Annotated in this window: 22 protein-coding genes; 14 read left to right on the forward strand and 8 right to left on the reverse strand. The window is 58.0% G+C overall.

Going from position 1 to position 25,903, the window contains the following annotated elements:
* Position 1 precedes the first annotated feature (1 nt).
* Together VPX56_RS21150 and VPX56_RS21155 are read right to left on the reverse strand one after the other, a co-directional pair.
* Entirely contained in the window at positions 2-496 is a 495-nt protein-coding gene (locus VPX56_RS21150; protein WP_326468739.1) for a PilN domain-containing protein, read from the reverse strand.
* Positions 487-1,269, reverse strand: a complete 783-nt coding sequence (locus tag VPX56_RS21155; RefSeq protein WP_263611457.1) for a type IV pilus biogenesis protein PilM — start codon at positions 1,267-1,269, stop codon at positions 487-489. The genes VPX56_RS21150 and VPX56_RS21155 overlap by 10 nt, the downstream gene beginning before the upstream one ends.
* Before the next feature lie 120 nt (positions 1,270-1,389).
* Here VPX56_RS21155 and mrcA point away from each other — a divergent pair, with 120 nt between their 5' ends.
* Positions 1,390-3,942 carry a peptidoglycan glycosyltransferase/peptidoglycan DD-transpeptidase MrcA gene (gene mrcA / locus VPX56_RS21160; RefSeq protein ID WP_165500726.1) on the forward strand — a complete coding sequence of 851 codons (2,553 nt, stop codon included), beginning with the start codon at positions 1,390-1,392 and terminating at the stop codon, positions 3,940-3,942.
* Between the two features lie 79 nt (positions 3,943-4,021).
* Here mrcA and nudE read toward each other — a convergent pair whose 3' ends face one another.
* Positions 4,022-4,582 carry an ADP compounds hydrolase NudE gene (gene nudE, locus VPX56_RS21165; protein WP_326468742.1) on the reverse strand — a complete coding sequence of 187 codons (561 nt, stop codon included), beginning with the start codon at positions 4,580-4,582 and terminating at the stop codon, positions 4,022-4,024.
* A 322-nt stretch (positions 4,583-4,904) separates the two neighbouring features.
* On the opposite strand from nudE, the gene VPX56_RS21170 reads away from it, so the two are divergent.
* The 5 genes from VPX56_RS21170 (at position 4,905) to pckA (ending at position 11,104) form a co-directional block, all read left to right on the forward strand.
* Positions 4,905-7,043 (forward strand): intracellular growth attenuator family protein, encoded by a 2,139-nt coding sequence (locus VPX56_RS21170; protein WP_131635136.1) that lies wholly within the window; start codon positions 4,905-4,907, stop codon positions 7,041-7,043.
* A 65-nt stretch (positions 7,044-7,108) separates the two neighbouring features.
* Positions 7,109-7,795, forward strand: a complete 687-nt coding sequence (gene yrfG, locus VPX56_RS21175; RefSeq protein WP_131635137.1) for a GMP/IMP nucleotidase — start codon at positions 7,109-7,111, stop codon at positions 7,793-7,795.
* Complete coding sequence (hslR, locus tag VPX56_RS21180) at positions 7,792-8,193, forward strand: ribosome-associated heat shock protein Hsp15 (protein WP_131635138.1); 402 nt, start codon at positions 7,792-7,794, stop codon at positions 8,191-8,193. The genes yrfG and hslR overlap by 4 nt, the downstream gene beginning before the upstream one ends.
* A gap of 23 nt (positions 8,194-8,216) precedes the next feature.
* Complete coding sequence (gene hslO / locus VPX56_RS21185) at positions 8,217-9,095, forward strand: Hsp33 family molecular chaperone HslO (protein WP_131635139.1); 879 nt, start codon at positions 8,217-8,219, stop codon at positions 9,093-9,095.
* A gap of 392 nt (positions 9,096-9,487) precedes the next feature.
* Positions 9,488-11,104, forward strand: a complete 1,617-nt coding sequence (pckA, locus tag VPX56_RS21190; protein ID WP_131635140.1) for a phosphoenolpyruvate carboxykinase (ATP) — start codon at positions 9,488-9,490, stop codon at positions 11,102-11,104.
* A gap of 96 nt (positions 11,105-11,200) precedes the next feature.
* Here pckA and envZ read toward each other — a convergent pair whose 3' ends face one another.
* Together envZ and ompR are read right to left on the reverse strand one after the other, a co-directional pair.
* On the reverse strand, positions 11,201-12,547 hold the full coding sequence (gene envZ / locus VPX56_RS21195; RefSeq protein WP_326468748.1) for a two-component system sensor histidine kinase EnvZ: 1,347 nt from the start codon (positions 12,545-12,547) through the stop codon (positions 11,201-11,203).
* Positions 12,544-13,263: an osmolarity response regulator transcription factor OmpR gene (gene ompR, locus VPX56_RS21200; RefSeq protein WP_006177890.1), complete on the reverse strand. Its 720-nt coding sequence runs from the start codon at positions 13,261-13,263 to the stop codon at positions 12,544-12,546. Before ompR ends, envZ begins: the two co-directional genes overlap by 4 nt.
* A gap of 228 nt (positions 13,264-13,491) precedes the next feature.
* Between ompR and greB the strand changes: the two genes are divergently transcribed.
* The 5 genes from greB to feoC all read left to right on the forward strand — a co-directional run bounded on the left by greB (position 13,492) and on the right by feoC (position 19,541).
* A complete protein-coding gene (greB, locus tag VPX56_RS21205) occupies positions 13,492-13,965 on the forward strand; it encodes a transcription elongation factor GreB (RefSeq protein WP_010436410.1) in 474 nt (157 codons plus the stop codon).
* Between the two features lie 86 nt (positions 13,966-14,051).
* Positions 14,052-16,382 carry a Tex family protein gene (locus VPX56_RS21210; RefSeq protein WP_326468751.1) on the forward strand — a complete coding sequence of 777 codons (2,331 nt, stop codon included), beginning with the start codon at positions 14,052-14,054 and terminating at the stop codon, positions 16,380-16,382.
* A 335-nt stretch (positions 16,383-16,717) separates the two neighbouring features.
* On the forward strand, positions 16,718-16,945 hold the full coding sequence (gene feoA / locus VPX56_RS21215) for a ferrous iron transporter A (RefSeq protein WP_010436417.1): 228 nt from the start codon (positions 16,718-16,720) through the stop codon (positions 16,943-16,945).
* Positions 16,946-16,974: 29 nt separating this feature from the next.
* A complete protein-coding gene (gene feoB / locus VPX56_RS21220; protein WP_131635142.1) occupies positions 16,975-19,293 on the forward strand; it encodes a Fe(2+) transporter permease subunit FeoB in 2,319 nt (772 codons plus the stop codon).
* 11 nt (positions 19,294-19,304) lie between these two features.
* Positions 19,305-19,541, forward strand: a complete 237-nt coding sequence (gene feoC, locus VPX56_RS21225; protein WP_023309498.1) for a [Fe-S]-dependent transcriptional repressor FeoC — start codon at positions 19,305-19,307, stop codon at positions 19,539-19,541.
* A gap of 33 nt (positions 19,542-19,574) precedes the next feature.
* Here feoC and VPX56_RS21230 read toward each other — a convergent pair whose 3' ends face one another.
* Positions 19,575-19,844: a YdgH/BhsA/McbA family protein gene (locus VPX56_RS21230; RefSeq protein ID WP_131635144.1), complete on the reverse strand. Its 270-nt coding sequence runs from the start codon at positions 19,842-19,844 to the stop codon at positions 19,575-19,577.
* Between the two features lie 110 nt (positions 19,845-19,954).
* Positions 19,955-20,728 (reverse strand): pimeloyl-ACP methyl ester esterase BioH, encoded by a 774-nt coding sequence (gene bioH / locus VPX56_RS21235; protein ID WP_326468755.1) that lies wholly within the window; start codon positions 20,726-20,728, stop codon positions 19,955-19,957.
* A 37-nt stretch (positions 20,729-20,765) separates the two neighbouring features.
* Here bioH and gntX point away from each other — a divergent pair, with 37 nt between their 5' ends.
* The 3 genes from gntX (at position 20,766) to gntT (ending at position 23,710) form a co-directional block, all read left to right on the forward strand.
* Positions 20,766-21,449: a DNA utilization protein GntX gene (gene gntX, locus VPX56_RS21240; RefSeq protein WP_263610882.1), complete on the forward strand. Its 684-nt coding sequence runs from the start codon at positions 20,766-20,768 to the stop codon at positions 21,447-21,449.
* A gap of 61 nt (positions 21,450-21,510) precedes the next feature.
* Positions 21,511-22,086 carry a Fe-S biogenesis protein NfuA gene (gene nfuA, locus VPX56_RS21245; RefSeq protein WP_014072124.1) on the forward strand — a complete coding sequence of 192 codons (576 nt, stop codon included), beginning with the start codon at positions 21,511-21,513 and terminating at the stop codon, positions 22,084-22,086.
* A gap of 307 nt (positions 22,087-22,393) precedes the next feature.
* On the forward strand, positions 22,394-23,710 hold the full coding sequence (gene gntT, locus VPX56_RS21250; RefSeq protein ID WP_263610881.1) for a gluconate transporter: 1,317 nt from the start codon (positions 22,394-22,396) through the stop codon (positions 23,708-23,710).
* Between the two features lie 109 nt (positions 23,711-23,819).
* Here the strand turns inward: gntT and malQ are convergent, their stop codons facing one another.
* Positions 23,820-25,898, reverse strand: a complete 2,079-nt coding sequence (gene malQ, locus VPX56_RS21255; RefSeq protein WP_263610880.1) for a 4-alpha-glucanotransferase — start codon at positions 25,896-25,898, stop codon at positions 23,820-23,822.
* Between the last annotated feature and the right edge of the window lie 5 nt (positions 25,899-25,903).

Raw genomic sequence — 25,903 nt, forward strand, 5'->3', positions numbered from 1 at the left:
GTTACCCCTGGCTTTTAAGCTGTAAAGTGAACATCCATCGCCCCTGAGGGTCCTGCTGTAATTCGCCCGCGGGGCCGGGCGTAAAACCGGCAATATCCTTCAGCGCATCGCGCAATGACGAGAGGGCCGGAAGCGCAGTTGCATATCCGATAAACACTAACGAAGGGGGCTGATAGCGCAGCTCTGTCAGCCAGGCCTGAGCGGGAATGATCCTCGAAAGCGATTCCAGCAGGGGTTGCCATGCGCGTCGTTGAGGCGCAGGCGCGGGCATCTCTGCAGGCGTGGCCGGTCTCTGGCGAGCCGCGAGAACCTGCCGCACGGACTGTATTCCCGACAGCTGGATTTGAAGGCCCGGCAACATCACCGCATTGTTCATCCTGATCGCGTACGCCGTGATGATGACCAGCATCCACGCAGCAAGAGACAGCGTTCCCCAGAAACGCAGGCATCGCGCGCGTCGTTGCTGACGCCAGGGGAGAAGGTTAATCATACGCATTCCCCCACCTCGCTCATCGCCAGTGCCAGCGCGACGGTATAGTCAGCCCCGCATTCAGGCAGCGGTGGCTGGCAGCGATGTAGGATTTCCCACAGATCGCGCCGGGAATCAAACAGGGCAATATCATCCGGCGCCAGGGCAAGCAGGGCGGCCAGTTCCCCGACACTCTCCGCCTCGGTGGTGAAACGCCTTCCCCACTGATGACGCATCGCCCACAGCCACTGGTTCTCATCCCGCCAGGCCACACACTGCGCGGGCTTTACCGCAGGAAGCAGGTTCGCCAGCGCGCCGGCATCCGGGGTAATGGCCACCAGCCGCAAACGTAGCGTTTCGGCCAGCAGCAATAGCGTTTCAACCTCTTTGTTTTGCGCGGCGGTGACGTGAAATGTGTTGCTAAACGTATCTTGTGCGTAATCAAAGCACAGTGCGTTCGCAGGCATTTCCAGCTCACGCGAGAGGGCGGCGCCCAGCCAGGAGAGCTGTTCGCTGTCGCGCAGCGCGATTGCCGGGCGCGGGAGCGAACGTTGCAGCGTGCGTGCCGCCGGGAAAGAGAGGAAGACGCGGTGATGATGGGGTAACGTTCTTCGCCAGTCGCGCAGGGCGTTAACCAGCTGTTCTGGTTGACAAATCTTACCGTCACGGATGATACCGTCAGCCAGCGGAATAACCCACCACCGGCGCAGGCACCAGGCCGATTTCTCGCGCGTTAGCGAAACGGCCAGCACCCTATCTTGTTGAATATGAACGCCCGTTTGCCATGTTTTGAAAGCCATGCTTCACGATCTCCTTATCGCCCGTCACGGTGACGGCTATATCAATGAATCAGGCTTGCCTTTATACTACCGCGCGATTGTTTAGAAACTGCCCAAGTGAAACCAAATGGGAAATCTCCGGTGAAGTTCGTAAAGTATTTATTAATCCTTGCAGTCTGTTGCATTCTGCTGGGAGCAGGCTCGATTTATGGTTTGTACAAATTCATTGAGCCACAGCTACCCGATGTCGCCACGCTTCGTGATGTGCGGCTTCAGATCCCTATGCAGGTCTACAGCGCCGATGGTGAATTGATGGCGCAATACGGCGAAAAACGTCGTATCCCCTTGACCTTAAATCAAATTCCACCCGTTATGGTGAAAGCCTTTATCGCTACCGAGGATAGTCGTTTCTACGAACATCACGGTGTCGACCCGGTGGGGATTTTCCGTGCCGCAAGCGTTGCGCTGTTCTCTGGCCATGCCTCTCAGGGGGCGAGTACCATTACGCAGCAGCTGGCGCGTAACTTCTTCCTCAGTCCTGAAAAGACGCTGATGCGTAAGATCAAAGAGGTGTTCCTCGCAATCCGCATCGAGCAGCTGCTGAGCAAAGACGAGATCCTCGAGCTTTATCTCAACAAGATTTATCTCGGCTACCGCGCCTATGGCGTGGGGGCTGCTGCCCAGGTGTACTTTGGTAAGCCCGTTGAACAGCTGACGCTCAGCGAAATGGCAACCATCGCCGGTCTGCCAAAAGCGCCATCCACGTTTAACCCGCTCTACTCGCTCGATCGCGCCACCGCGCGTCGTAACGTTGTCCTGTCACGCATGCTCAGCGAAGGCTACATCAGCCAGACCGAGTACGACCAGGCGCGTAACGCTGTCATTGACGCGAACTACCATGCGCCTGAGATCGCCTTCTCTGCACCGTACCTCACGGAAATGGTTCGCCAGGACATGGTGAGCCGCTACGGTGAAAAGGCCTATGAAGATGGCTACCGCGTTTACACCACCGTGACCCGCAAAGTGCAGCAGGCGGCGCAGGACGCGGTGCGCAATAACGTGATGGACTACGACATGCGTCACGGCTATCGCGGCCCGTCAAACGTGCTGTGGAAAGTGGGCGAAAGCGCATGGGACAGCAAAAAAATCACCGGCTCGCTGAAGTCGCTGCCAACCTATGGCCCGCTGCTGCCTGCCGTCGTGACCCAGGCCGATCCCCAGGAAGCCGTGGTGATGATGGCCGATGGCACGTCGGTATCTCTGCGCATGGACGGTATCCGCTGGGCGCGTCCTTATCGCTCGGATACGCTGCAAGGTCCAACGCCGCGCAAAGTGACCGATGCCGTGCAGACCGGACAACAAATCTGGGTGCGCAAAGTGGGCGATGCCTGGTGGCTCGCGCAGGTGCCGGACGTTAACTCTGCGCTGGTGTCTATCAATCCGCAAAACGGCGCGGTGATGGCGCTGGTTGGCGGGTTCGATTTCAACCAGAGCAAATTTAACCGTGCCACCCAGGCGCTTCGTCAGGTTGGCTCGAACATCAAGCCGTTCCTCTACACCGCCGCGATGGATAAGGGTTTGACGCTCGCCAGTATTCTTAACGACGTCCCGATTTCTCGCTGGGATGCCGGCGCGGGCTCAGACTGGCAGCCGAAGAACTCCCCTGCGCAATATGCCGGTCCGATCCGTCTTCGTCAGGGTCTTGGACAGTCGAAAAACGTCGTGATGGTGCGTGCGATGCGTGCGATGGGCGTCGACTATGCGGCAGAGTACCTGCAGCGTTTCGGTTTCCCGGCGCAGAATATTGTTCACACGGAGTCGCTGGCGCTTGGATCCGCGTCATTCACGCCGCTGCAGGTCGCGCGTGGGTACTCGGTCATGGCCAACGGCGGGTTCCTGATCGATCCGTACTACATCAGTAAAATCGAGAATGACCAGGGCGGCGTGCTGTTTGAAGCGAAGCCGAAAATTGCCTGTCCTGACTGCGATATTCCGGTGATTTACGGCGATACGCAAAAATCCAACGTCCTTGAGAACAAGGATATGGAAGACGTGGCGATATCTCAGGAGCAGCCGAACACCGTGGCTCCTCAGCCTCAGCTCGAGCAGGCGAACCAGGCGCTGGTAGCCCAGAGCGGCGCGCAGGAGTATGCCCCACACGTGATTAACACGCCGCTCTCCTTCCTGATCAAAAGCGCGCTGAACACCAATATCTTCGGTGAGCCGGGCTGGCAGGGTACGGGCTGGCGTGCGGGTCGCGATTTGCAGCGCCATGACATCGGCGGTAAAACCGGGACAACCAACAGCTCGAAGGATGCCTGGTTCTCCGGCTACGGCCCGGGCGTTGTGACGTCGGTCTGGATTGGCTTTGACGATCACCGCCGTGATTTGGGCCGCACGACGGCTTCTGGCGCGATTAAGGATCAGATCTCCGGCTATGAAGGCGGCGCGAAGAGTGCGCAACCGGCCTGGGATGCCTATATGAAATCCGTTCTAGAGGGCGTGCCGGAGCAGCCGCTGACGCCACCGCCGGGCGTGGTGACGGTCAATATCGACCGCAGCACCGGGCAGCTCGCTAACGGCGGAAACAGCCGTGAAGAGTATTTCATCGAGGGCACGCAGCCAACCACGCAGGCGGTGCATGAGGTGGGTACTGAGCTGATTGATAACGGCGAGACGCACGAGCTGTTTTAAGCATAAAAATGCCCGGTAAAAACCGGGCAGAAAATTGCAGGCCGGGTAAGGCGAAGCCGCCACCCGGCTTTTTTATGGCCTACAGTCGCCCCTGCCCTTTCAGCCACTCGCGGACCAGGAACAGCGCGCTGACGTTGCGCGCTTCGTTAAAATCAGGGTCTTCCAGCAAATCCATCAGATGTGCCAGCGGCCAGCGCACCTGCGGCAAAGGCTCTGGTTCGTCCCCTTCCAGCCATTCAGGATAGAGGTCTTCCGCCACCACAATGTTCATTTTGCTGGAAAAATAGGACGGCGCCATGCTCAGCTTTTTCAGGAACGACAGTTCGTTCGCACCAAACCCGACCTCTTCCTTCAGCTCGCGGTTGGCCGCTTCAAACACCGTTTCACCTGGGTCAATCAGCCCTTTAGAGAACCCAAGCTCATAAGACTCCGTGCCGACGGCATATTCACGGATCAGGATCAGATGTTCATCGACAATCGGAACAATCATCACCGCTTCGCGCGAAGAGGGGCGCATACGTTCATAAACGCGACGCACACCGTTGCTGAACTCCAGATCCACGCTTTCAACATTAAACAGGCGCGATTTAGCGACTGTTTCAACATTCAGAATGGTGGGTTTTTGTAGTGGTTTGCTCATCTTGATGGGTCTTTGCTGTGTGAACTGGCTTTATTGTGCGATATGCCGCACGGTTTCGGCAATGTCAATTGCGCTGTATTTACATTTGTGCAACGTAACAGGAATCAATCATCAATTCAAAACAAATGTCAAGAGGTTGAAATGTTTCCAGGAATTTGCTGATATCGCGCCATGTCAGGCTTTGCTATCATCAGCGGTCACTGGGATGCGCTTCAAAATGCTCAAGTTCGACTCCATACTTGCCGATAGCCAACCACAGACTCTCATTCATGTTTAAGGTGCAACTGACTACACCTGAAAAGATAAGTAAGATGGGGAAAGCATGAGCACCATTTTGATTGTTCTCGCTGCTATGCTGGCCGCCGCGCTGCTTGCAGGGTGGGCGTACAGGCGTCGCGTACAGCGGCGATATCGGCTGCCCTTTTTGAATGCATTTGCTGGCGCGACTACGCGCAAGCTCACGCCGGAAGAACAGAGCGCGGTTGAACACTATCTCGACACCTTAAACCGTTCTCAGCTCACGCCTGGGCCAACGGGAGCCAGCGCTGCCCCTGTCTCACTCAGTTTGAATGCGCAGAGCGACACCGTACTCTGCGTAACGCGGTCCATCACCCGCTACGGCATTACCACCGACGATCCAAACAAATGGCGCTACTATCTTGATTCTGTTGAGGTCCATCTCCCGCCGTTCTGGGAGCAGTACATCAATGATGAAAACAGCGTAGAGCTTATCCATACCGACTCCCTGCCGCTGGTCATTTCCCTAAACGGGCATACCCTGAGTGAATACGTTCAGGAAGCACCGCGTTTTGCGCTGGAACGTGCGAGTTCTACTCAGGCGTCCATTCGCGGTGAAGAGACCGAGCAGATCGAGCTGCTGAATATCCGTCAGGAGACGCATGAAGAGTACGCCCTCAGCCGCCCGGACGGTATCCGCGAGGCCGTGCTGATCGTCGCCGCGTTTCTGCTCTTTTTCTTCTGCCTGCTGACGCCAGACGTCTTTGTTCCCTGGCTGGCTGGCGGCGGCGTTCTGCTGCTCGCTGCCGGGCTATGGGGTCTGTTTGCGCCGCCGGCGAAAACCTCGCTGCGTGAAATTCACTGCCTGCGCGGCACCCCCAAACGCTGGGGTTTGTTCGGTGAGAACGATCAGGAACATCTCAACAATATTTCTCTGGGCATTATCGATCTTATTTACCCGCGCCACTGGCAGCCGTGGATTGCGCAGGACTTAGGGCATAAAACCGATATCGATATCTATCTTGACCGCCACGTTGTGCGTCAGGGACGCTATCTGTCACTCCACGATGAAGTGAAAAACTTCCCGCTTCAGCACTGGTTGCGCAGTACGGTTATCGCCGGCGGCGCCGCGCTGGTCTTTGCCATGCTGCTGCTGTTCGTGCCGCTGGATATGCCAATCAAGTTTACCCTGTCGTGGATTAAGGGCGCGCAAACCGTGGAAGCCACCAGCGTCAAACAGCTGGACGAAGCCGGTGTGCGAGTCGGTGATACGCTGCGTCTGAAGGGAACCGGGATGTGTAATATCCATACGCCGGGTGCCTGGAACACGCGCCAGAATTCACCGTTCACGCCATTCGACTGTTCCCAAATCATCTGGAACGATGCGCCACCGCTGCCGCTACCGGAATCAGAGGTGGTCGCCAAAGCCACGGCGCTGACCCAGACGGTCAACCGTCAGCTGCACCCTAAACCGGACGATGACTCACGCGTCAGCCCTGCCCTGCGCTCGGCTATTCAGAAATCCGGCATGGTCCTGCTGGACGACTTTGGCGAGATCGTCATGAAGACCCAGGACCTGTGTTCTGCCCAGGATGAATGCGTGCGTCTTAAAAACGCGCTGGTGAATCTCGGTAACAGTAAAGACTGGGAAGCGCTGGTTAAGCGTGCTGAAGCGGGCCGGCTGGACGGCGTCAACGTGCTGCTGCGCCCGGTGAGCGCCGAATCGCTGGATAACCTGGTCTCCACCTCGACCGCACCGTTCGTGATGCGCGAAACCACGCGGGCGGCGCAGGCGCTGAACAGCCCGGCACCGGGCGGGTTTGTGATCGTCAGCGATGAGGGTAGCGATCTGGTCGATCAGCCTTATCCGCAGGTTGCGCTGTATGACTACCCTGCTCAGGAGCAATGGGGAGAGTTCCAGCGCCTGGCGCAGATGCTGATGCAAACGCCATTCAGCGCAGAGGGCATTGTCACAGGCATCTTTACCGACGCCAACGGCACCCGCCATATCGACCTGCACCGGATGCCGGATAGCGCAGGGCTGTGGCGTTACATCGGCACCTCCCTGCTGATGATTGCGATGCTGGCGTGCATTTTCTGGAACGGATTTATGGCCCTGCGCCGCTACCAGCGTTCACGTACGCGCCTGGCCGACATCCAGCAGTATTACGAAAACTGCCTCAATCCTAAGCTGATCTCCGCCCCGGAAAGCCTGATCGGATAACCTCACTGCGCGACAAGTTGTGCTACCCTGTCGCGCACGTTTCTTCTGGCTGGAGTTCCCCCTTTATGCATCTTGATATCGCCTGGCAGGAGGTTGATACCGTCCTGCTGGATATGGACGGCACGCTGCTCGATCTCGCCTTTGATAACTATTTCTGGCAAAAACTGGTGCCAGAAACCTATGGTGAACAACAGGGTATCTCCCCGGCAGAAGCGCAGGAATTCATTCGCTCGCAATATAGCGCGGTGCAGCATACGCTAAACTGGTACTGTCTCGACTACTGGAGCGAGCGACTCGGGCTGGATATTTGTGCCATGACCACCGCCCAGGGGCCACGCGCCGTGCTGCGTGATGATACGGTGCCGTTCCTGGATGCCCTGAAGGCCAGCGGCAAGCGCCGTATTTTGCTGACCAACGCGCATCCGCATAACCTGGCCGTGAAGCTGGAACATACGGGTCTGGCGTCACACCTTGATTTATTACTTTCCACCCACACATTTGGTTATCCGAAAGAAGATCAGCGGTTGTGGCATGCGGTGGCGGAAGAGACCGGCCTGCAGCCGGAACGCACGCTGTTTATCGACGACAGCGAACCGATTCTGGACTCCGCCGCGACGTTTGGCATTCGCTATTGCCTGGGCGTGACCAACCCTGATTCTGGCCTGGCGGAAAAAAGCTATCTGCGCCATCCGGGGCTTAACGACTATCGCCGGATGATCCCCTCACTCGCCACCGTGAAGGAGACGCCATGAAAGAAAAACCCGCTGATGGGGTAAGACTGGATAAATGGCTGTGGGCCGCCCGTTTTTATAAAACGCGCGCCCTTGCCCGCGAAATGGTTGACGGCGGAAAGGTGCATTACAACGGCCAGCGCAGCAAGCCGAGCAAGCTGGTTGAGCTGAATGCCACGCTCACGCTGCGCCAGGGCAACGATGAAAAAACGGTAGTGGTGAGAGCCATTACCGAACAGCGGCGGCCCGCAACCGAAGCCGTTTTGCTTTATGAAGAGACGGCTGAAAGCATTGAAAAGCGCGAGAAGACCGCGCTGGCGCGCAAAATGAATGCGCTAACAATGCCACACCCGGACCGGCGGCCGGATAAAAAAGAGCGCCGCGATCTGATGAAATTTAAACACGGTGAGACCGAGTAACCTCACCCGCACGAGAGATGAAAATGGCCCAACACGACCAATTACACCGCTATCTGTTTGAACAATTCGCCGTGCGCGGCGAGCTGGTCACCGTATCCGAAACCTGGAAACAGATTCTGGAAAACCACAACTACCCGCTGCCGGTGAAAAACCTGTTGGGCGAGCTGCTCGTTGCCACCAGCCTGCTGACCGCCACGCTGAAGTTCGCTGGCGATATCACCGTGCAGCTACAGGGTGACGGCCCGATGACGCTGGCGGTGATCAACGGCAACAACCAGCAGCAGATGCGCGGCGTCGCGCGCGTTCAGGGCGACGTGCCTGAAAACGCAGATCTCAAAACGCTGGTGGGCAATGGTTACCTGGTGATCACCATTTCTCCGGAAGAAGGCGAGCGCTATCAGGGCGTGGTCGGTCTGGAGGGCGATACCCTGGCGGCCTGCCTGGAAGATTACTTCATGCGCTCTGAGCAGCTGCCTACGCGTCTGTTCATCCGTACCGGTGAAGTGGACGGTCAGCCTGCCGCGGGCGGTATGCTGCTGCAGGTTCTGCCAGCTCAGGACGCGCAGACCAACGACTTCGAGCATCTGGCGACGCTGACGGAAACCGTCAAGGCGGAAGAGCTGTTCAACCTGTCGGCAACCGACGTGCTGTGGCGTCTGTACCATGAAGAAGAAGTGACGGTCTACGATCCGCAGGCGGTGGAATTCAAGTGCACCTGCTCCCGCGAGCGTTGCGCAGGCGCACTGAAAACCCTGCCGGATGAAGAGATCGACAGCATCATGGCGGAAGACGGTGAAATCGATATGAACTGTGACTACTGCGGTACGCACTACGTGTTCAATTCGATGGATATCGCCGAGATCCGCAATAACGCCTCTCCGGCGGACCCGCAGGTTCACTAAACCTCTTCCCCTCACCCTAACCCTCTCCCCAAAGGGGAGAGGGAACGTGAACCCCCTCTCCCCTTTGGGGAGAGGGCTGGGGTGAGGGGTAAAAAAAATCCCCCCAAGCTGAATCGTTTTCCCTATGTAACCCTTACGTAATTTTCTTACGTGTATGCGATTACATTCACATTCCTTCGGTTAAATTCACCAGCCCTTAACCTTTTCGGAACATTTTCCCCAACCAAAAAGCGAATCCTGCGATAATCCGCCTGCCCTGTGACTGGAGTCGCAGCGTTTTCCGTTAGCAAGGGTTTTGTCCAGATACGTAAATCTATGAGCCCCGTCGCGGTTAACAACCTCAGAAAAACCCTACAATTTCAGGCAGTACATATTGGCTAAGGAGCAGTGATATGCGTGTTACTGGTTTAACCCCGCAAGATCTCAAGGCTTATGGTATTCACGACGTCCAGGAAGTCGTCTACAACCCCGATTACGATACGCTGTATCAGGAAGAGCTCAATCCAGCACTGGAAGGATACGAGCGAGGTGTGTTGACGAACCTTGGTGCTATCGCCGTCGATACCGGTATCTTTACCGGTCGTTCGCCGAAAGATAAGTATATCGTCCGAGACGAAACCACCCGCGATACGCTGTGGTGGGCTGACAAGGGCAAAGGGAAGAATGACAACAAACCGCTCTCCCCGGAAACCTGGCAGCACCTGAAAGGGCTCGTCACCCATCAACTTTCCGGCAAGCGTCTGTTCATTGTCGACGCTTTCTGCGGCGCTAACGCCGACACCCGACTCTCCGTGCGTTTTATCACCGAAGTGGCCTGGCAGGCGCATTTCGTGAAGAACATGTTTATCCGTCCAACCGACGACGAGCTGCAGGACTTCACCCCGGATTTCATCGTGATGAACGGTGCAAAATGCACTAACCCGCAGTGGAAAGAGCAGGGCCTGAACTCCGAAAACTTCATCGCCTTCAACCTGACCGAGCGTATCCAGCTGATCGGCGGTACCTGGTACGGCGGCGAGATGAAGAAAGGGATGTTCTCGGTCATGAACTACCTGCTGCCGCTGCGCGGCATCGCCTCGATGCACTGCTCGGCGAACGTCGGCGAGAAAGGCGACGTAGCGGTGTTCTTCGGCCTGTCCGGCACCGGGAAAACTACGCTGTCCACCGACCCGAAACGCCGCCTGATTGGCGATGACGAACACGGCTGGGACGATGACGGCGTATTTAACTTCGAAGGCGGCTGCTACGCGAAGACCATCCGCCTGTCTGAAGAGGCTGAGCCGGACATCTTCCACGCGATCCGTCGCGACGCGCTGCTGGAAAACGTCACCGTGCGTGCCGACGGTTCCATCGACTTCGACGATGCGTCGAAAACCGAAAACACCCGCGTGTCGTATCCGATCTACCACATCGACAATATCGTCAAGCCGGTGTCGAAGGCAGGTCATGCCACGAAGGTGATTTTCCTCACCGCCGATGCGTTTGGCGTGTTGCCGCCGGTGTCTCGCCTGACCGCTAACCAGACGCAGTACCACTTCCTCTCCGGCTTCACCGCCAAGCTGGCGGGTACCGAGCGCGGCGTGACGGAGCCAACCCCAACCTTCTCCGCCTGCTTCGGCGCGGCATTCCTGTCGCTGCACCCGACCCAGTATGCAGAAGTGCTGGTGAAACGCATGCAGGCATCCGGCGCGCAGGCATACCTGGTGAACACCGGCTGGAACGGTACCGGCAAACGCATTTCCATCAAAGATACGCGCGCCATTATCGACGCCATTCTGGATGGTTCGCTGGATAACGCCGAAACCTTCACCCTGCCGATGTTCGATCTGGCGATCCCAACGTCGCTGCCGGGCGTGGATACGCATATCCTCGACCCGCGCAATACCTACGGTTCACCGGAGCAGTGGCGCGAGAAGGCGGAATCGCTGGCGAAGCTGTTTATTGAGAACTTCGAGAAGTATACCGATACCCCGGCGGGTGCTGCGCTGGTGAGCGCGGGACCAAGGTAAAAGCAAAAAGGCAACGAAAGTTGCCTTTTTTAATGTTTTCTCCCTCTCCCCGTGGGAGAGGGCCGGGGTGAGGGCATCAGACCGCACCTTTAAGGCTTAACCCTCTTTCACATGCCCCCGCGTCACCGGCACCGGCAGCCAGGCGCGAATGCTTAATCCGCCCCGCTCGCTGGTGCCAATCTCCAGCAGTCCGTTGTGGTTATCGATAATACGTTGAACAATCGCCAGGCCTAAGCCGGTTCCGCTGGTGCTGCGCGCGCTGTCGCCGCGCACAAACGGCTGGAACAGATGCTTACGCTGCTCGGGCTTGATGCCCGGACCGTCGTCCTCCACCTGGAACCAGGCGCGGTTGAGTTCAGATCCGCTGCTGACCTTAATCCAGCCGTTACCGTAGCGCGCCGCGTTGACCACCATATTGGCGACCGCACGTTTGATGGAGAGCGGGTGCATGCGCACCTGGATCTCGCCCGCCTGCAGGTCGGTATCAATCTCGCGCTCGTAGCCGCTTTCCGCAGCCACCACTTCGCCCAGCACCGCGTTCAGGTCGGCCATCTCCATCGGCATCTCCTGCCCGGTGCGGAGGTAGTCGATGAACTGCTCGATGATGGCATTACACTCTTCGATGTCCTTATTGATGGACTCGGCAAGATAGCCATCCTCTTCCCCCATCATCTCCGTCGCCAGACGAATACGCGTCAGCGGGGTGCGCAGGTCATGGCTAACCCCCGCCATCAGCAGCGTACGGTCGTCCGCCAGCTGCTTCACGCCGGCCGCCATGTGGTTAAACGCGCGCGTCACCGAACGGACTTCCGACGCGCCATACTCGCGCAGCGGGGGAGGAATAATCCCTTTACCGACCTGCAGCGCCGCGTGCTCCAGGTCGACCAGCGGTCGGTTCTGAATACGGATAAACAGCCACGCGCCGCCTATCGCCAGCAGCATAATCGCGAGCGTATAGCGGAACAGCGGCGAGAAGTCGCCCTGATGGATTTCAGTGAGCGGAACGCGCACCCAGATATTGGGTGACAGCCAGGTTTTCAGCCAGACGACCGGCGAGCTTTTGTTAACCTCAACGCGCACTTCCGTTGGGCCGCCCAGCTGCTGCGCCATCTGCTGGCTGAGGAATTCGTAGTGCTGCGCCCAGCGCAGACCAGCGTCTTCCGCCGCTTCGTTTGAGTAGAGCGAAATGCCCAGCTCGCGGTAGATTTCACGGCGAAACGCCGGGGGAACAACCAGCTGCGTGCCGTCCTCCAGCTGCAGCTTATCGGTCATCAGCATACGGACTTCGTAGGCCAGGACCTTATTAAACTGCTGGAGGCTAGGCAGGATCGCAAAGTTCAGCACCACCAGGTAGGTCGTCACCAGGCTGACGAACAGCAGGGTGACGATCAACAGCAGGGTACGGGCAAACGAGCTTCGCGGCGAGAAGCGCATTCGCCTCATGCTTTAGCGCCGTCCGGGACGAACACGTAGCCCAGACCCCACACGGTCTGAATATAACGAGGATGCGCAGGATCTTCTTCCACCATGCGGCGCAGACGAGAGATCTGCACGTCAATGGAGCGTTCCATTGCGGAGTATTCACGACCGCGCGCCAGATTCATCAGCTTGTCGCGGGAGAGCGGCTCGCGCGGGTGGCTGACCAGCGCTTTCAGTACCGCAAACTCACCGCTGGTAAGCGGCATTGGCTCGTCTTCACGGAACATCTCGCGGGTGCCGAGGTTCAGCTTGAACTTACCGAAGGCGATGACCGCTTCTTCCTGCGACGGTGCGCCAGGCAGTTCGTTCGCCTGACGGCGCAGCACGGCGCGAATACGCGCCAGCAGCTCGCGCGGGTTAAACGGTTTTGGAATGTAGTCGTCCGCACCGATTTCGAGGCCCACGATACGGTCAACTTCCTCGCCCTTCGCGGTCACCATGATGATCGGCATCGGGTTGCTCTGGCTGCGCAGACGGCGGCAAATAGAAAGCCCGTCTTCGCCAGGCAGCATCAGGTCGAGGACCATCAGGTGGAAAGATTCGCGGGTCAGCAGACGGTCCATCTGCTCGGCGTTCGCGACGCTACGAACCTGGAAGCCCTGCTCGGTCAGATAACGCTCAAGCAGCGCGCGCAGGCGCATGTCGTCATCCACGACCAGAATTTTGTAGTTTTCTTGCATTGTGTGTACTCCCAAAGGTTCGGATAGTCTTTGTAACAGCGTATTCTAAAAAAGTGCACGTATTCGACCAGCTAATTCTGGTATAAATTCTAGTCGAAATTGTTACAAAGCATATTTAACAGCAGCTTATCTGCTCATTTCATCACATAAATCATTATTAATCCTGTCTGTTACACTCTGTGGTACGTATTGTGCGCAAGACAGTTAACCGGCAGCAAAGGCTTCACCATGAAAACGCCCCTGATCACCCGCGAAGGGTACGAAAAACTCAAAAAAGAGATGGATTACCTGTGGCGCGAGGAGCGCCCGGAAGTGACCAAAAAGGTCACCTGGGCCGCAAGCCTGGGCGATCGCAGCGAAAATGCGGACTACCAGTACAACAAAAAGCGGCTGCGCGAAATCGACCGCCGGGTGCGGTATCTGACAAAGTGCCTCGAAAATCTCAAAATTGTCGATTACTCCCCGCAGCAGGAGGGCAAGGTGTTCTTCGGTGCCTGGGTGGAGATCGAAAATGACGACGGTAACACCCTGCGCTTTCGCATCGTTGGCTACGATGAAATTTTTGGTCGTAAGGATTACATCTCTATCGATTCGCCGATGGCCCGCGCGCTGCTGAAAAAGGAAGTGGGCGATCTGGCCGTCGTCCAGACGCCGTCCGGTGAAGCGAGCTGGTACGTGAACGAAATCGAGTACGTTAAATAGTCCGAGAGCGCCCTCCCCGGCTGGCATTTTGCCGTGCCAGCCCGTATAACTATCCCCTGATTTTTGACCCACAAGATGATAAAGCCATGATGAAAGATTCGCTCTGCCGCATTATTGCGGGTGATATTCAGGCCAGGGCCGAACAGGTAGAAGCTGCCGTTCGCCTGCTTGATGAAGGGAACACCGTGCCGTTTATTGCACGCTATCGTAAGGAAGTCACCGGCGGTCTGGACGACACGCAGCTGCGTAACCTGGAAACCCGTCTGGGCTACCTGCGCGAGCTGGAAGACCGACGTCAGGCAATCCTTAAATCCATTGGCGAACAGGGCAAGCTCACCAGCGACCTGGAAAAAGCCATCAACGGCACCCTGAGCAAAACCGAACTCGAAGATCTCTATCTGCCGTACAAGCCGAAGCGCCGCACGCGCGGGCAGATTGCGATTGAAGCGGGCCTTGAGCCGCTGGCCGACCTGCTGTGGAACGAGCCGTCCCACGACCCGGAAACCGAAGCGGCGAAATTCATCGACGCCGACAAAGGCGTAGCGGACACCAAGGCCGCTCTCGACGGCGCACGCTACATTCTGATGGAGCGCTTCTCTGAAGACGCCGCCCTGCTCGCTAAAGTGCGTGACTATCTGTGGAAGAATGCCCACATCGTCTCTACCGTGGTGGCGGGCAAAGAGGAAGAAGGCGCGAAGTTCCGCGACTACTTCGATCACCACGAACCGATTTCTACCGCACCGTCTCACCGCGCGCTGGCGATGTTCCGCGGCCGCAACGAAGGCGTGCTGCAGCTCTCCCTGAACGCCGACCCTCAGTTTGACGAGCCGCCGAAAGAGAGCCACTGCGAGCAGATCATCATCGATCATCTCAGCCTGCGCCTGAACAACGCTCCGGCGGACAGCTGGCGCAAAGGCGTGGTGAGCTGGACCTGGCGCATCAAGGTGCTGATGCACCTCGAAACCGAGCTGATGGGCACCGTGCGCGAGCGCGCCGAAGACGAAGCGATCAATGTGTTTGCCCGTAACCTGCACGACCTGCTGATGGCCGCTCCTGCGGGCCTGCGCGCCACCATGGGTCTCGATCCGGGCCTGCGTACCGGCGTGAAGGTCGCCGTGGTTGACGGCACCGGCAAGCTGGTGGCGACCGATACTATCTATCCGCACACCGGCCAGGCAGCGAAAGCGGCCGTCGTGGTGGCGGCGCTGTGCGAAAAATACAACGTGGAGCTGGTCGCCATCGGCAACGGCACGGCGTCACGCGAAACCGAACGTTTCTACCTCGACGTGCAGAAGCAGTTCCCGAAAGTGACGGCGCAGAAAGTGATCGTCAGCGAAGCGGGCGCATCCGTCTATTCCGCCTCCGAGCTGGCGGCGCTGGAGTTCCCGGATCTCGACGTTTCCCTGCGCGGCGCGGTCTCTATCGCCCGTCGCCTGCAGGACCCGCTGGCGGAGCTGGTGAAAATCGACCCGAAATCCATCGGCGTGGGCCAGTACCAGCACGACGTGAGCCAGACGCAGCTGGCGCGCAAGCTGGACGCGGTTGTGGAAGACTGCGTGAACGCCGTCGGCGTCGATCTGAACACCGCCTCCGTGCCCCTGCTGACCCGCGTGGCGGGCTTAACCCGCATGATGGCGCAGAACATCGTGGCCTGGCGCGATGAGAACGGCCAGTTCCAGAACCGTCAGCAGTTGCTGAAGGTGAGCCGTCTGGGGCCAAAAGCGTTTGAGCAGTGCGCGGGCTTCCTGCGCATCAACCACGGCGATAACCCGCTCGATGCCTCTACCGTTCACCCGGAAGCCTACCCGGTGGTGGAGCGCATTCTGGCCGCGACCCAGCAGGCGCTGAAAGACCTGATGGGCGACAACGGCGCGCTGCGTAACCTGAAAGCGTCTGATTTTACCGACGAGCAGTTTGGCGTACCGACGGTCACCGACATCATCAAAGAGCTGGAAAAACCGGGCCGCGATCCGCGTCCTGAGTTTAAAACCGCGACCTTTGCCGACGGCGTGGAGACCATGAACGATCTCCTGCCGGGCATGGTGCTGGAGGGCGCAGTCACTAACGTCACCAACTTTGGCGCGTTTGTGGATATCGGCGTGCATCAGGACGGTCTGGTGCATATTTCCTCCCTCGCCGACAAGTTCGTTGAAGACCCGCACACCGTGGTCAAAGCGGGCGACATCGTGAAGGTCAAAGTGCTGGAAGTGGATCTGCAGCGCAAGCGTATCGCTTTAACCATGCGTCTCGACGAGCAGCCCGGCGAAACCAACGCGCGCCGCGGCGGCAACGGCGGTGGCCGCGAGCAGCAGCGTCCTGCGGCTAAAGCCGCGAAGCCGCGCGGTCGTGACGCCCAGCCGGCAGGCAACAGCGCGATGATGGATGCGCTGGCGGCGGCAATGGGTAAGAAACGCTAAGGCTGTTAACACCCCTCACCCTAACCCTCTCCCCAAAGGGGAGAGGGAACGATTACACCCTCGCCCCTTTGGGGAGAGGGCCGGGGTGAGGGGAAATATTATTCGAAATATATGAAACCGATTGCATATCCATATTTAAACCACCAATTATCACCCCGTTAACAAATACTCCCCTTTTCGTTTTCCAGGCAATTCGGCAAATATTGAGCAAGGTCAAACAAGCCGTAAATTAATACCGCAAACAACATTCCGTCACAGTTTTATTATTGCTGATAAAAACTATTCTCATTATCATCGCAGTGTAGATTATTTAACCTCTCGTGGAATCAGGCGCTATGCAATTCACTCCAGACAGTGCATGGAAAATTACCGGTTTTACCCGTGAAATTAGCCCGGCCTATCGGCAGAAGCTGTTATCGCTAGGCATGCTGCCCGGCTCATCATTTCAGGTGGTGCGCGTAGCGCCGTTGGGCGACCCTGTTCATATCGAAACCCGGCGCGTTAATCTGGTACTCCGAAAAAAAGACCTCGCGTTAATTGAAGTCGAAGCCTTATCTCAATAACACGCCAGCGGTTCAGCGAGTCTAAAACAATGAAAAAATTAACTATTGGCTTAATTGGCAATCCTAATTCCGGCAAGACAACCTTATTTAATCAGCTCACCGGCGCACGCCAGCGCGTGGGTAACTGGGCAGGCGTGACGGTTGAACGTAAAGAAGGCCAGTTCACGACGACGGACAACCAGGTCACGCTGGTCGATCTGCCCGGCACCTATTCGCTCACCACCATTTCATCCCAAACCTCTCTCGATGAGCAGATTGCCTGCCACTATATTCTGAGCGGCGACGCGGATTTATTAATTAACGTGGTCGATGCCTCTAACCTTGAGCGTAATCTCTATCTCACGCTGCAGCTGCTTGAGCTGGGTATTCCCTGCATCGTGGCGCTCAACATGCTCGACATCGCAGAGAAGCAAAAACTGCGCATCGACGTCGACGCTCTCTCCGCTCGCCTGGGCTGTCCGGTGGTTCCGCTGGTTTCTACCCGCGCACGCGGCATTGATGCCCTAAAGCTGGCAATCGATCGTCATGCGGGCAATGCCGACGTTGAGCTGGTGCACTACGCGCAGCCGCTGCTGCGCGAAGCGGACAGGCTGGCGCAGGAGATGGACAAATCCATGCCCGCCAGACAGCGCCAGTGGCTCGGCCTGCAGATGCTGGAAGGTGATATCTACAGCCGCGCCTACGCGGGCGATGCGGCAGATAAACTCGACGTTGCGCTGGCGCACCTGAGCAACGAGCTTGACGACCCCGCGCTGCACATTGCGGACGCGCGCTATCAGGCCATCGCCGCGATTTGCGACGTGGTCAGCAACGCCCTGACGGCAGAGCCAAGCCGCTTTACCGCCGCCGTGGACAAAATTGTGCTTAACCGCTTCCTGGGACTGCCGGTGTTTTTACTGGTGATGTACCTGATGTTCCTGCTCGCCATTAACATCGGCGGCGCGCTCCAGCCTGTTTTCGACGCCGGTTCCGTGGCGATCTTCGTGCACGGCATTCAGTGGCTGGGCTACACCCTGCATTTCCCGGAATGGCTGACCATCTTCCTTGCCCAGGGCATCGGCGGCGGTATCAACACCGTGCTTCCGCTGGTGCCGCAGATCGGCATGATGTATCTGTTCCTCTCCTTCCTGGAGGACTCCGGCTACATGGCGCGCGCGGCGTTCGTGATGGACCGCCTGATGCAGGCGCTGGGGCTGCCGGGGAAATCCTTCGTGCCGCTGATTGTCGGCTTCGGCTGTAACGTGCCGTCGGTGATGGGCGCACGCACGCTGGATGCGCCGCGCGAACGCCTGATGACCATCATGATGGCGCCGTTTATGTCCTGCGGCGCGCGTCTGGCCATCTTCGCGGTCTTTGCGGCGGCCTTCTTTGGTCAGCAGGGCGCGCTGGCGGTCTTCTCGCTGTACGTGCTGGGGATCGTGATGGCGATCCTGACCGGATTAATGCTGAAGCACACCATCATGCGCGGTGAAGCATCGCCGTTCGTGATGGAGCTGCCGGTGTATCACGTTCCGCACCTGAAGAGCCTGGCGATCCAGACCTGGCAGCGCCTGAAAGGCTTCGTTCTGCGCGCCGGTAAGGTGATTGTTATCGTCAGCATCTTCCTGAGCGCCCTGAACAGCTTCACCCTCAGCGGCCAGGCGGCGGACAACATCAACGACTCCGCCCTCGCCTCCGTCAGCCGCGTGATTACCCCAATCTTTAAACCGATTGGCGTGCATGAGGATAACTGGCAGGCAACCGTCGGCCTGTTCACCGGCGCGATGGCGAAAGAGGTGGTTGTCGGGACGCTGAACACGCTCTACACCGCCGAGAACATTCAGGAGCAAGACTTTAATCCGGCAGAGTTTAGCCTCGGCGACGAACTGCTGGGCGCCGTTGAAGAAACCTGGCAGAGCCTGAAAGACACCTTTAGCCTGAGCGTGCTGGCAAACCCAATCGAAGCCAGTAAAGGCGACGGCGAAATGGCGACCGGCGCAATGGGCGTAATGAGCGAGAAATTCGGCAGCGCCTCCGCGGCCTACAGCTATCTGATCTTCGTTCTGCTCTATATCCCGTGCATCTCGGTGATGGGGGCAATTGCCCGCGAGTCCAGCCGCGGCTGGATGGGCTTCTCCATATTGTGGGGGCTGAACATCGCCTACTCGCTGTCGACGGTCTTTTACCAGACCGCTAACTTTAGCCAGCATCCGCGTTACAGCCTGGTCTGCATCCTGGCGGTGATCCTGTTCAACGTGGTTGTGATGGGCCTATTGCGCAGGGCGCGCAGCCGCGTTGATGTCAACCTGCTGGCAACGCGTAAAACGCCAACTACCTGCTGCGACAGCCCGGCGGGCGACTGTCACTGAGGGGCAAACAGATGGCATCGTTGATTCAGGTTCGTGATTTACTGGCGCTGCAGGGGCGAATGGAGGCAAAACAGCTCAGCCTCAGCCTGCACACGCCGCAGCCGATGATCGATGCCATGCTGGAAAGACTGGAAGCGATGGGAAAAGCCGTGCGCATTCAGGAAGAGCCCGACGGGTGCTTATCGGGAAGCTGTAAAAGCTGTCCGGAAGGTAAAGCCTGTCTCAGGGAGTGGTGGGCGCTGCGTTAACAAAGCCGGGCAATGCAGCCCGGCTTTATTGTATTACTTATACACGTCCGCGGTTGCACGCACGTCTTTGGTGTATTTCTCTGCGCTGGTGATCACGTAGTATTTCCCGCCCAGCTCATCCGCCTTCTTGGACAGCTCGCGCTTCGCGTCCATTGGCGCGGTGGTGTCAGACGTTGTGATCTCACCCACTTTGGTCAGATTCATATCTTTGACTTTATCTTTTGCCAGCTCTTCTGCAGCAAGCGCGCCGAATGACAGTGACCCAATAACCAGAGATGTAACAATACCTGTGACAAGTTTCATACCATGACTCTCCTTAGATTGTTGTTTTGATCATCGTCTGCTCAACAACCGCAACGATATATTGAGTATTGTTGCGGTGCGTCACTTTTGCCAGGCGGGTTGGAAAATAATCAGTTTAAACGTTGACTTAATGCCAACAGCGCCGAGCAAAACTCAGCCGGATGAGAGATAAACGGCGCGTGCGCCGCTTTGGCAACGATCAGGGATTCGCTTTCGGGCCACAGCGCATCCAGCAGCGGAACCACCTTGCGCGGCACCAGCCCGTCGAGATAGCCGTAGATGCGCAGGTGCGGCATCGGAAGCGAAATCAGCGGCTCACGCAGATCGGCCGTTTTCAGGATCTCCAGCCCACCGTTGAGCACCTCAACGTCCGGCATCGGCAGGGAAAGCACCGTTTGCTTCAGGGTACGCGCATCCTGGCGGGCGGTGTCGGTGCCCATCGTCTGTAGCGCCAGGAAGCGTTCTACCGTGCGCTGAAAATCTTCGCTCAGCTGCTGCTGGAAACCGGCCAGCACGTCAGGTTTGATCCCCGGCCACGCGTCCCGGGCGCTGAAACACGGCGACGAGGCCACCGTTACCAGCGCCTGCACGCGCTCGGGGTAAGCCAGGGCAATCCTGCTTGCCACCAGCCCGCCCAGGCTCCAGCCGAGCCAGATGGCATTTTTCGGCGCGGCGTCTACCACCTCCTGCGCCATCTCGTCCAGCGACAGTGCGCCATAGCCGTGGCTGCGGCCAAATCCCGGTAAATCAACCAGGTGCAGCGTAAAATGCGAGGCGAGTTCCTCGCTTATGCAATGCCACACTTCCGCATTCAGTCCCCATCCGTGCAGCAGCACAAGATGACAATTTCCCGTCCCAACGGTCTGCCACCACAGCGTCTTCATCAGTTACTGTTCTCTTTTCAAAACATGGAGGTTACACATGCTAACAGTGCCCGGCTTGTGCTGGCTATGCCGAATGCCGCTTGCGCTGAGCGCGTGGGGGATCTGTTCAGTCTGCACGCGCTCGCTGAAGTGTCGTATCAACCGGTGTCCGCAGTGCGGTTTACCCGCCGTCAATCGGCTGCTTCCCTGCGGCCGTTGCCTGAAAAAATCGCCGCCCTGGCGTGCGCTGGTGGCGGTTGATGATTATGTTCCGCCGCTTAGCGGTCTTATTCTCAGGCTGAAGTTTTCCGGCCAGAGCGTTCTGGCGCAGCCGCTTGCCCGCCTGCTGCTGCTGGCAATTTTGCAGGCCCGACGGACCCGCGCCCTGCCCCGCGTCGACACGATCGTGAATGTCCCGCTCTACCACCGCCGACAGTGGCGGCGCGGCTTTAACCAGAGTGACCTGCTCTGCCGCCCGCTTGCCCGCTGGCTCGGCTGCCGTTATGCGCCCTCAGCCCTGACGCGCGTTCACGCGACGGCGATACAGCATCAGCTGAACGCCCGGCTACGCAAAAGAAACCTGCGAAACGCCTTTCGCCTTGAATTGCCGGTCAACGGCCTCCATATCGCGATTGTGGATGATGTCGTCACGACGGGCAGTACCGTGGCTGAACTTTCCCGACTGCTTTTGCGAAGCGGCGCGGCGTCGGTTCAGGTATGGTGTCTGTGCCGTACCTTGTAGCCCTTCTTCAATGGGCGTATGATTATACCCAGGTAATTTAGTCAACTATTAGGCCAAAGCTATGATCCGTATTTCCGATTCTGCACAAGCGCACTTTGCCAAACTGCTGGCAAATCAGGAAGAAGGGACGCAGATCCGCGTGTTTGTGATCAATCCAGGCACTCCGAATGCAGAATGTGGTGTCTCGTATTGTCCTCCGGACGCTGTGGAAGCAACTGACACTGCCCTTAAATTTGAACAGCTCACCGCTTACGTCGACGAGCTGAGCGCGCCGTATCTTGACGATGCGGAGATCGACTTCGTCACCGATCAGCTGGGTTCTCAGCTGACCCTGAAAGCGCCGAACGCGAAAATGCGTAAAGTCTCCGACGATGCCCCGCTGATGGAGCGCGTTGAGTATCTGCTGCAATCCCAGATCAACCCACAGCTGGCGGGCCACGGCGGTCGCGTTTCCCTGATGGAAATCACGGAAGACGGTCTGGCGATCCTGCAGTTCGGCGGCGGCTGTAACGGTTGCTCCATGGTCGACGTGACCCTGAAAGAAGGGATCGAGAAGCAGCTGCTGAACGAATTCCCGGAACTGAAAGGCGTGCGCGATCTGACCGAGCACCAGCGCGGCGAGCACTCTTACTACTAATTCAGTCCCCCGTTTGTACCGCCCGGTGGCGCTGCGCTTACCGGGCCTACCTTTCCTTGCCTTCCTCCTCCATATGTTGACCTGCATCTCATAATTTAAATTTTACCTGCCTGGGTGATTCTCAATCACCGCATGTTACCCGTATCATTCTCGTGGGCACTCAACACCCTTATAACAGCCGACTAAACTTAATGGTTTCGCCGGCATCAGTATGAGTGCCGTTAACGCTCTGTTCCCAGTTGGGACAATCGGAATTTGTCGTTGAAACAATGACGTTACCCATAACAATTCAAAGGCCAGGTAAATCATGCCATTAGTCATCGTCGCTATCGGTGTTGTGTTATTACTGCTCTTGATGATCCGCTTCAAGCTGAACGGGTTTATCGCTCTGGTTCTGGTGGCACTTGCAGTCGGTCTGATGCAGGGTATGCCGCTGGTTAAGGTTATTAGCTCCATCAAGGCCGGCGTCGGCGGTACGCTCGGCAGCCTGGCGCTGATCATGGGCTTCGGTGCCATGCTCGGCAAAATGCTGGCGGACTGCGGGGGCGCGCAGCGTATTGCCACCACCCTGATTGCCAAATTCGGTAAACAGCACATTCAGTGGGCCGTGGTCTTAACCGGCTTCACCGTCGGCTTCGCGCTGTTCTACGAAGTGGGCTTCGTGCTGATGCTGCCGCTGGTGTTCACCATTGCGGCGGCGGCCAACATTCCGCTGCTGTTCGTTGGTGTGCCAATGGCGGCCGCGCTGTCCGTCACCCACGGCTTCCTGCCCCCGCACCCGGGTCCAACCGCTATTGCCACCATCTTCCACGCCGATATGGGTAAAACCCTGCTGTTCGGTACGATTCTGGCGATCCCAACCGTGATTCTGGCAGGCCCGGTCTTTGCGCGTTTCCTGAAAGGCATCGACAAGCCGATTCCGGAAGGTCTGTACAGCGCCAAAACCTTTACCGAAGAAGAGATGCCGGGCTTTGGCGTCAGCGTCTGGACCTCACTGGTGCCGGTTATCCTGATGGCGATGCGTGCCGTGGCTGAGATGATCCTGCCGAAAGGCCACGCGTTCCTGTCCGTTGCAGAATTCCTGGGTGACCCGGTAATGGCAACGCTGATTGCGGTGCTGATCGCGATGTTCACCTTCGGTCTGAACCGCGGTCGTTCAATGGATCAGATCAACGACACGCTGACCTCCTCCATCAAAATCATTGCCATGATGCTCCTGATCATCGGCGGCGGCGGTGCGTTCAAGCAGGTGCTGGTCGACAGCGGCGTGGATAAATACATCGCTGCCATGATGCATGAAACCAACGTGTCGCCGCTCTTTATGGCCTGGTCAATCGCGGCGGTTCTGCGTATCGCGCTCGGTTCAGCAACCGTTGCGGCGATCACCGCAGGCGGTATTGTCGCACCGCTGATCGCGACCACGGGCGTAAGCCCTGAGCTGATGGTTATCGCGGTCGGCTCCGGCAGCGTGATTTTCTCTCACGTTAACGATCCGGGCTTCTGGCTGTTCAAGGAGTATTTCAACCTGACGATCGGTGAAACCATCAAGTCCTGGTCCATGCTGGAAACCATTATTTCCGTGTGCGGGCTGGTTGGGGTGCTGCTGTTGAATATGGTTATCTGATGCGATAAGTCGGGTGGCGGCTACGCCTTACCCGACCTACTCGATCCATGTAGGCCCGGTAAGCGCAGCGCCACCGGGCAATAAAAAACCCGCCACCGGCGGGTTTTTATCATTTCTTCGCGGCTGCTTTTCGCCGCTTGTCCAAATCCTTAATCAGCCTGTTCACCCCGTCATCGGCAAACATCGTCTCAAGCGACATGGACAGCTTGCGGCGCCAGTTCTTGTACTGATAGCTGGTGCCCGGAATGTTCACCGGCTCCGCCATACCAATCCAGTCTTCCGGCTGCAGCCCCAGCAGCGCGCTGTTGCTGTCGGCGATGTAGCGCTGTAAGCCACGGTTAAGCGTTGGCGTCATCGACATCAGCGACGCCTTATGCCCGGCGCGCTTCGGCAGACAGCCATGCTTGTGCAGCGCATCCAGCAAGCCCTGCTTCGCCAGCTCGCGATCCTGATACAGACCGCGCAGCACCTCTTCATCAGGATACAGCCCCAGGGATTTACCGAGCGTCAGGTCGCCGCTTTCCCAATAGCCTTTAAGCACAGGAAGGTCATGCGTCGTCGCGACTGCCATTGACTGTTCCGGGTACGCCTGCGGCGCGCGGAAGGTTTTCTCATGATCGCTTTCAAAATAGAGGACTTTGTAGGAGTAGACGCCGCTGTCGCGGAGCTTGCTGACGATTTCCACCGGTACGGTGCCGAGATCTTCACCGATCACCATGCACTGGTGACGCTTACTTTCCAGCGCGAGGATCGCGAGCAGATCGTCAACGGGATACTGCACGTACGCCCCGTGATCCGCCGTTTCACCGTAGGGGATCCACCACAGGCGCAGCACGGACATCACGTGGTCAATGCGCAGCGCCCCGCAGTTCTGCATGTTCGCACGCAGCAGGTCGATAAACGGCTCGTAGGCGCGCGCCGCCATCACGTGCGGGTCCATCGGCGGCAGGCCCCAGTTCTGCCCCAGCGGGCCAAGGATATCCGGTGGCGCACCCACGGAGGCCTTGAGGCAGTAAAGTTCACGGTCACACCAGGTTTCCGCCCCGCCTTCCGCCACGCCGACGGCCAGATCGCGATACAGGCCGATCGGCATGTTATAGCCCTGACTCACCTGCCAGCAGGCGGCAAACTGGCTGTACGCCAGCCACTGCAGCCACAGATAGAAGTCCACTTCATCGGCATATTTTTTACAGAAGGCTTTCACCTCAGGCGTGTTGACGGACCGATACGCTTCGGGCCAGACCGGCCAGCCCCAGCGCATTTCATCCTCTTTTACCTGATACGCATGAAGCGCGTCGAACGCCGCCTGCCAGTAAAGGCTTTCGCCTTCCTGCGTCACAAACTGTCGGAAGGCCGCCATCTGCTCGTCATCGCGCTGCGCAAAGCCTTTCCACGCCAGACGCAGCGCGGCCATCTTCAGCGAGGTGACGGTGGAATAGTCGACCCAATCCGCCTCGCGCGCCTGCTTCAGAAGCTGCTGCGTGGTCGGGAGTTTCCACCACGCCTGCGCCTCTTTGCTGTTTTTGAAATCATCTAACGCGTTAACGTCGATATAAATTACGTTCATCCAGCGGCGGGATGACGGGCTGTACGGACTTGCGCTTTCCGGGTTCGCCGGATAGAGCGCGTGGATCGGGTTGAGGCCGATAAACGCGCCGCCGCGCTCGCCCACGGATGCCAGCATCTTTTTCAGATCGCCAAAATCCCCGATGCCCCAGTTGCTGTCGGAGCGCAGCGTGTAAAGCTGCACGCAGGCGCCCCACAGCTTTTTGCCTTCAAGCAGCGCCTGCGGCTCGTAGCAGCGTTTTGGCGCGACGATCACCCGGCAGTGAAAACGCCGATCGTCCTGGGTGAGCGTTAAGGTGTGGTAGCCCTCCGGCAGCTTCGCCGGAAGGTTAAGCGCCTTGCCGCCGGTGGCGTGACCCTTGTGCTGATGCCCCTCTTCGGTGGTGAGCAGCCAGCTAAACTCCCCCCGCCCCTCCACCGCTAGCGGCATCTTTTTGCCCGCGGTGAATACCTTCACGTTTGGCACCGGTGCAGCCGACGCTTTCGCGTCGGTTTTGTGCATGGCATCCAGCAAACGTCTTTTGGTGTCCGCACCAATAGACTGCGGTTTGCCGTGCGCATTGATGTAACTGAGGCTAATTCCCGCCGCCTGCGCGGCACTGTCCAGACGTTTACTCTCCATCGCGC

This window comes from Enterobacter wuhouensis, assembly GCF_035835995.1.
Lineage (GTDB): Bacteria > Pseudomonadota > Gammaproteobacteria > Enterobacterales > Enterobacteriaceae > Enterobacter > Enterobacter wuhouensis.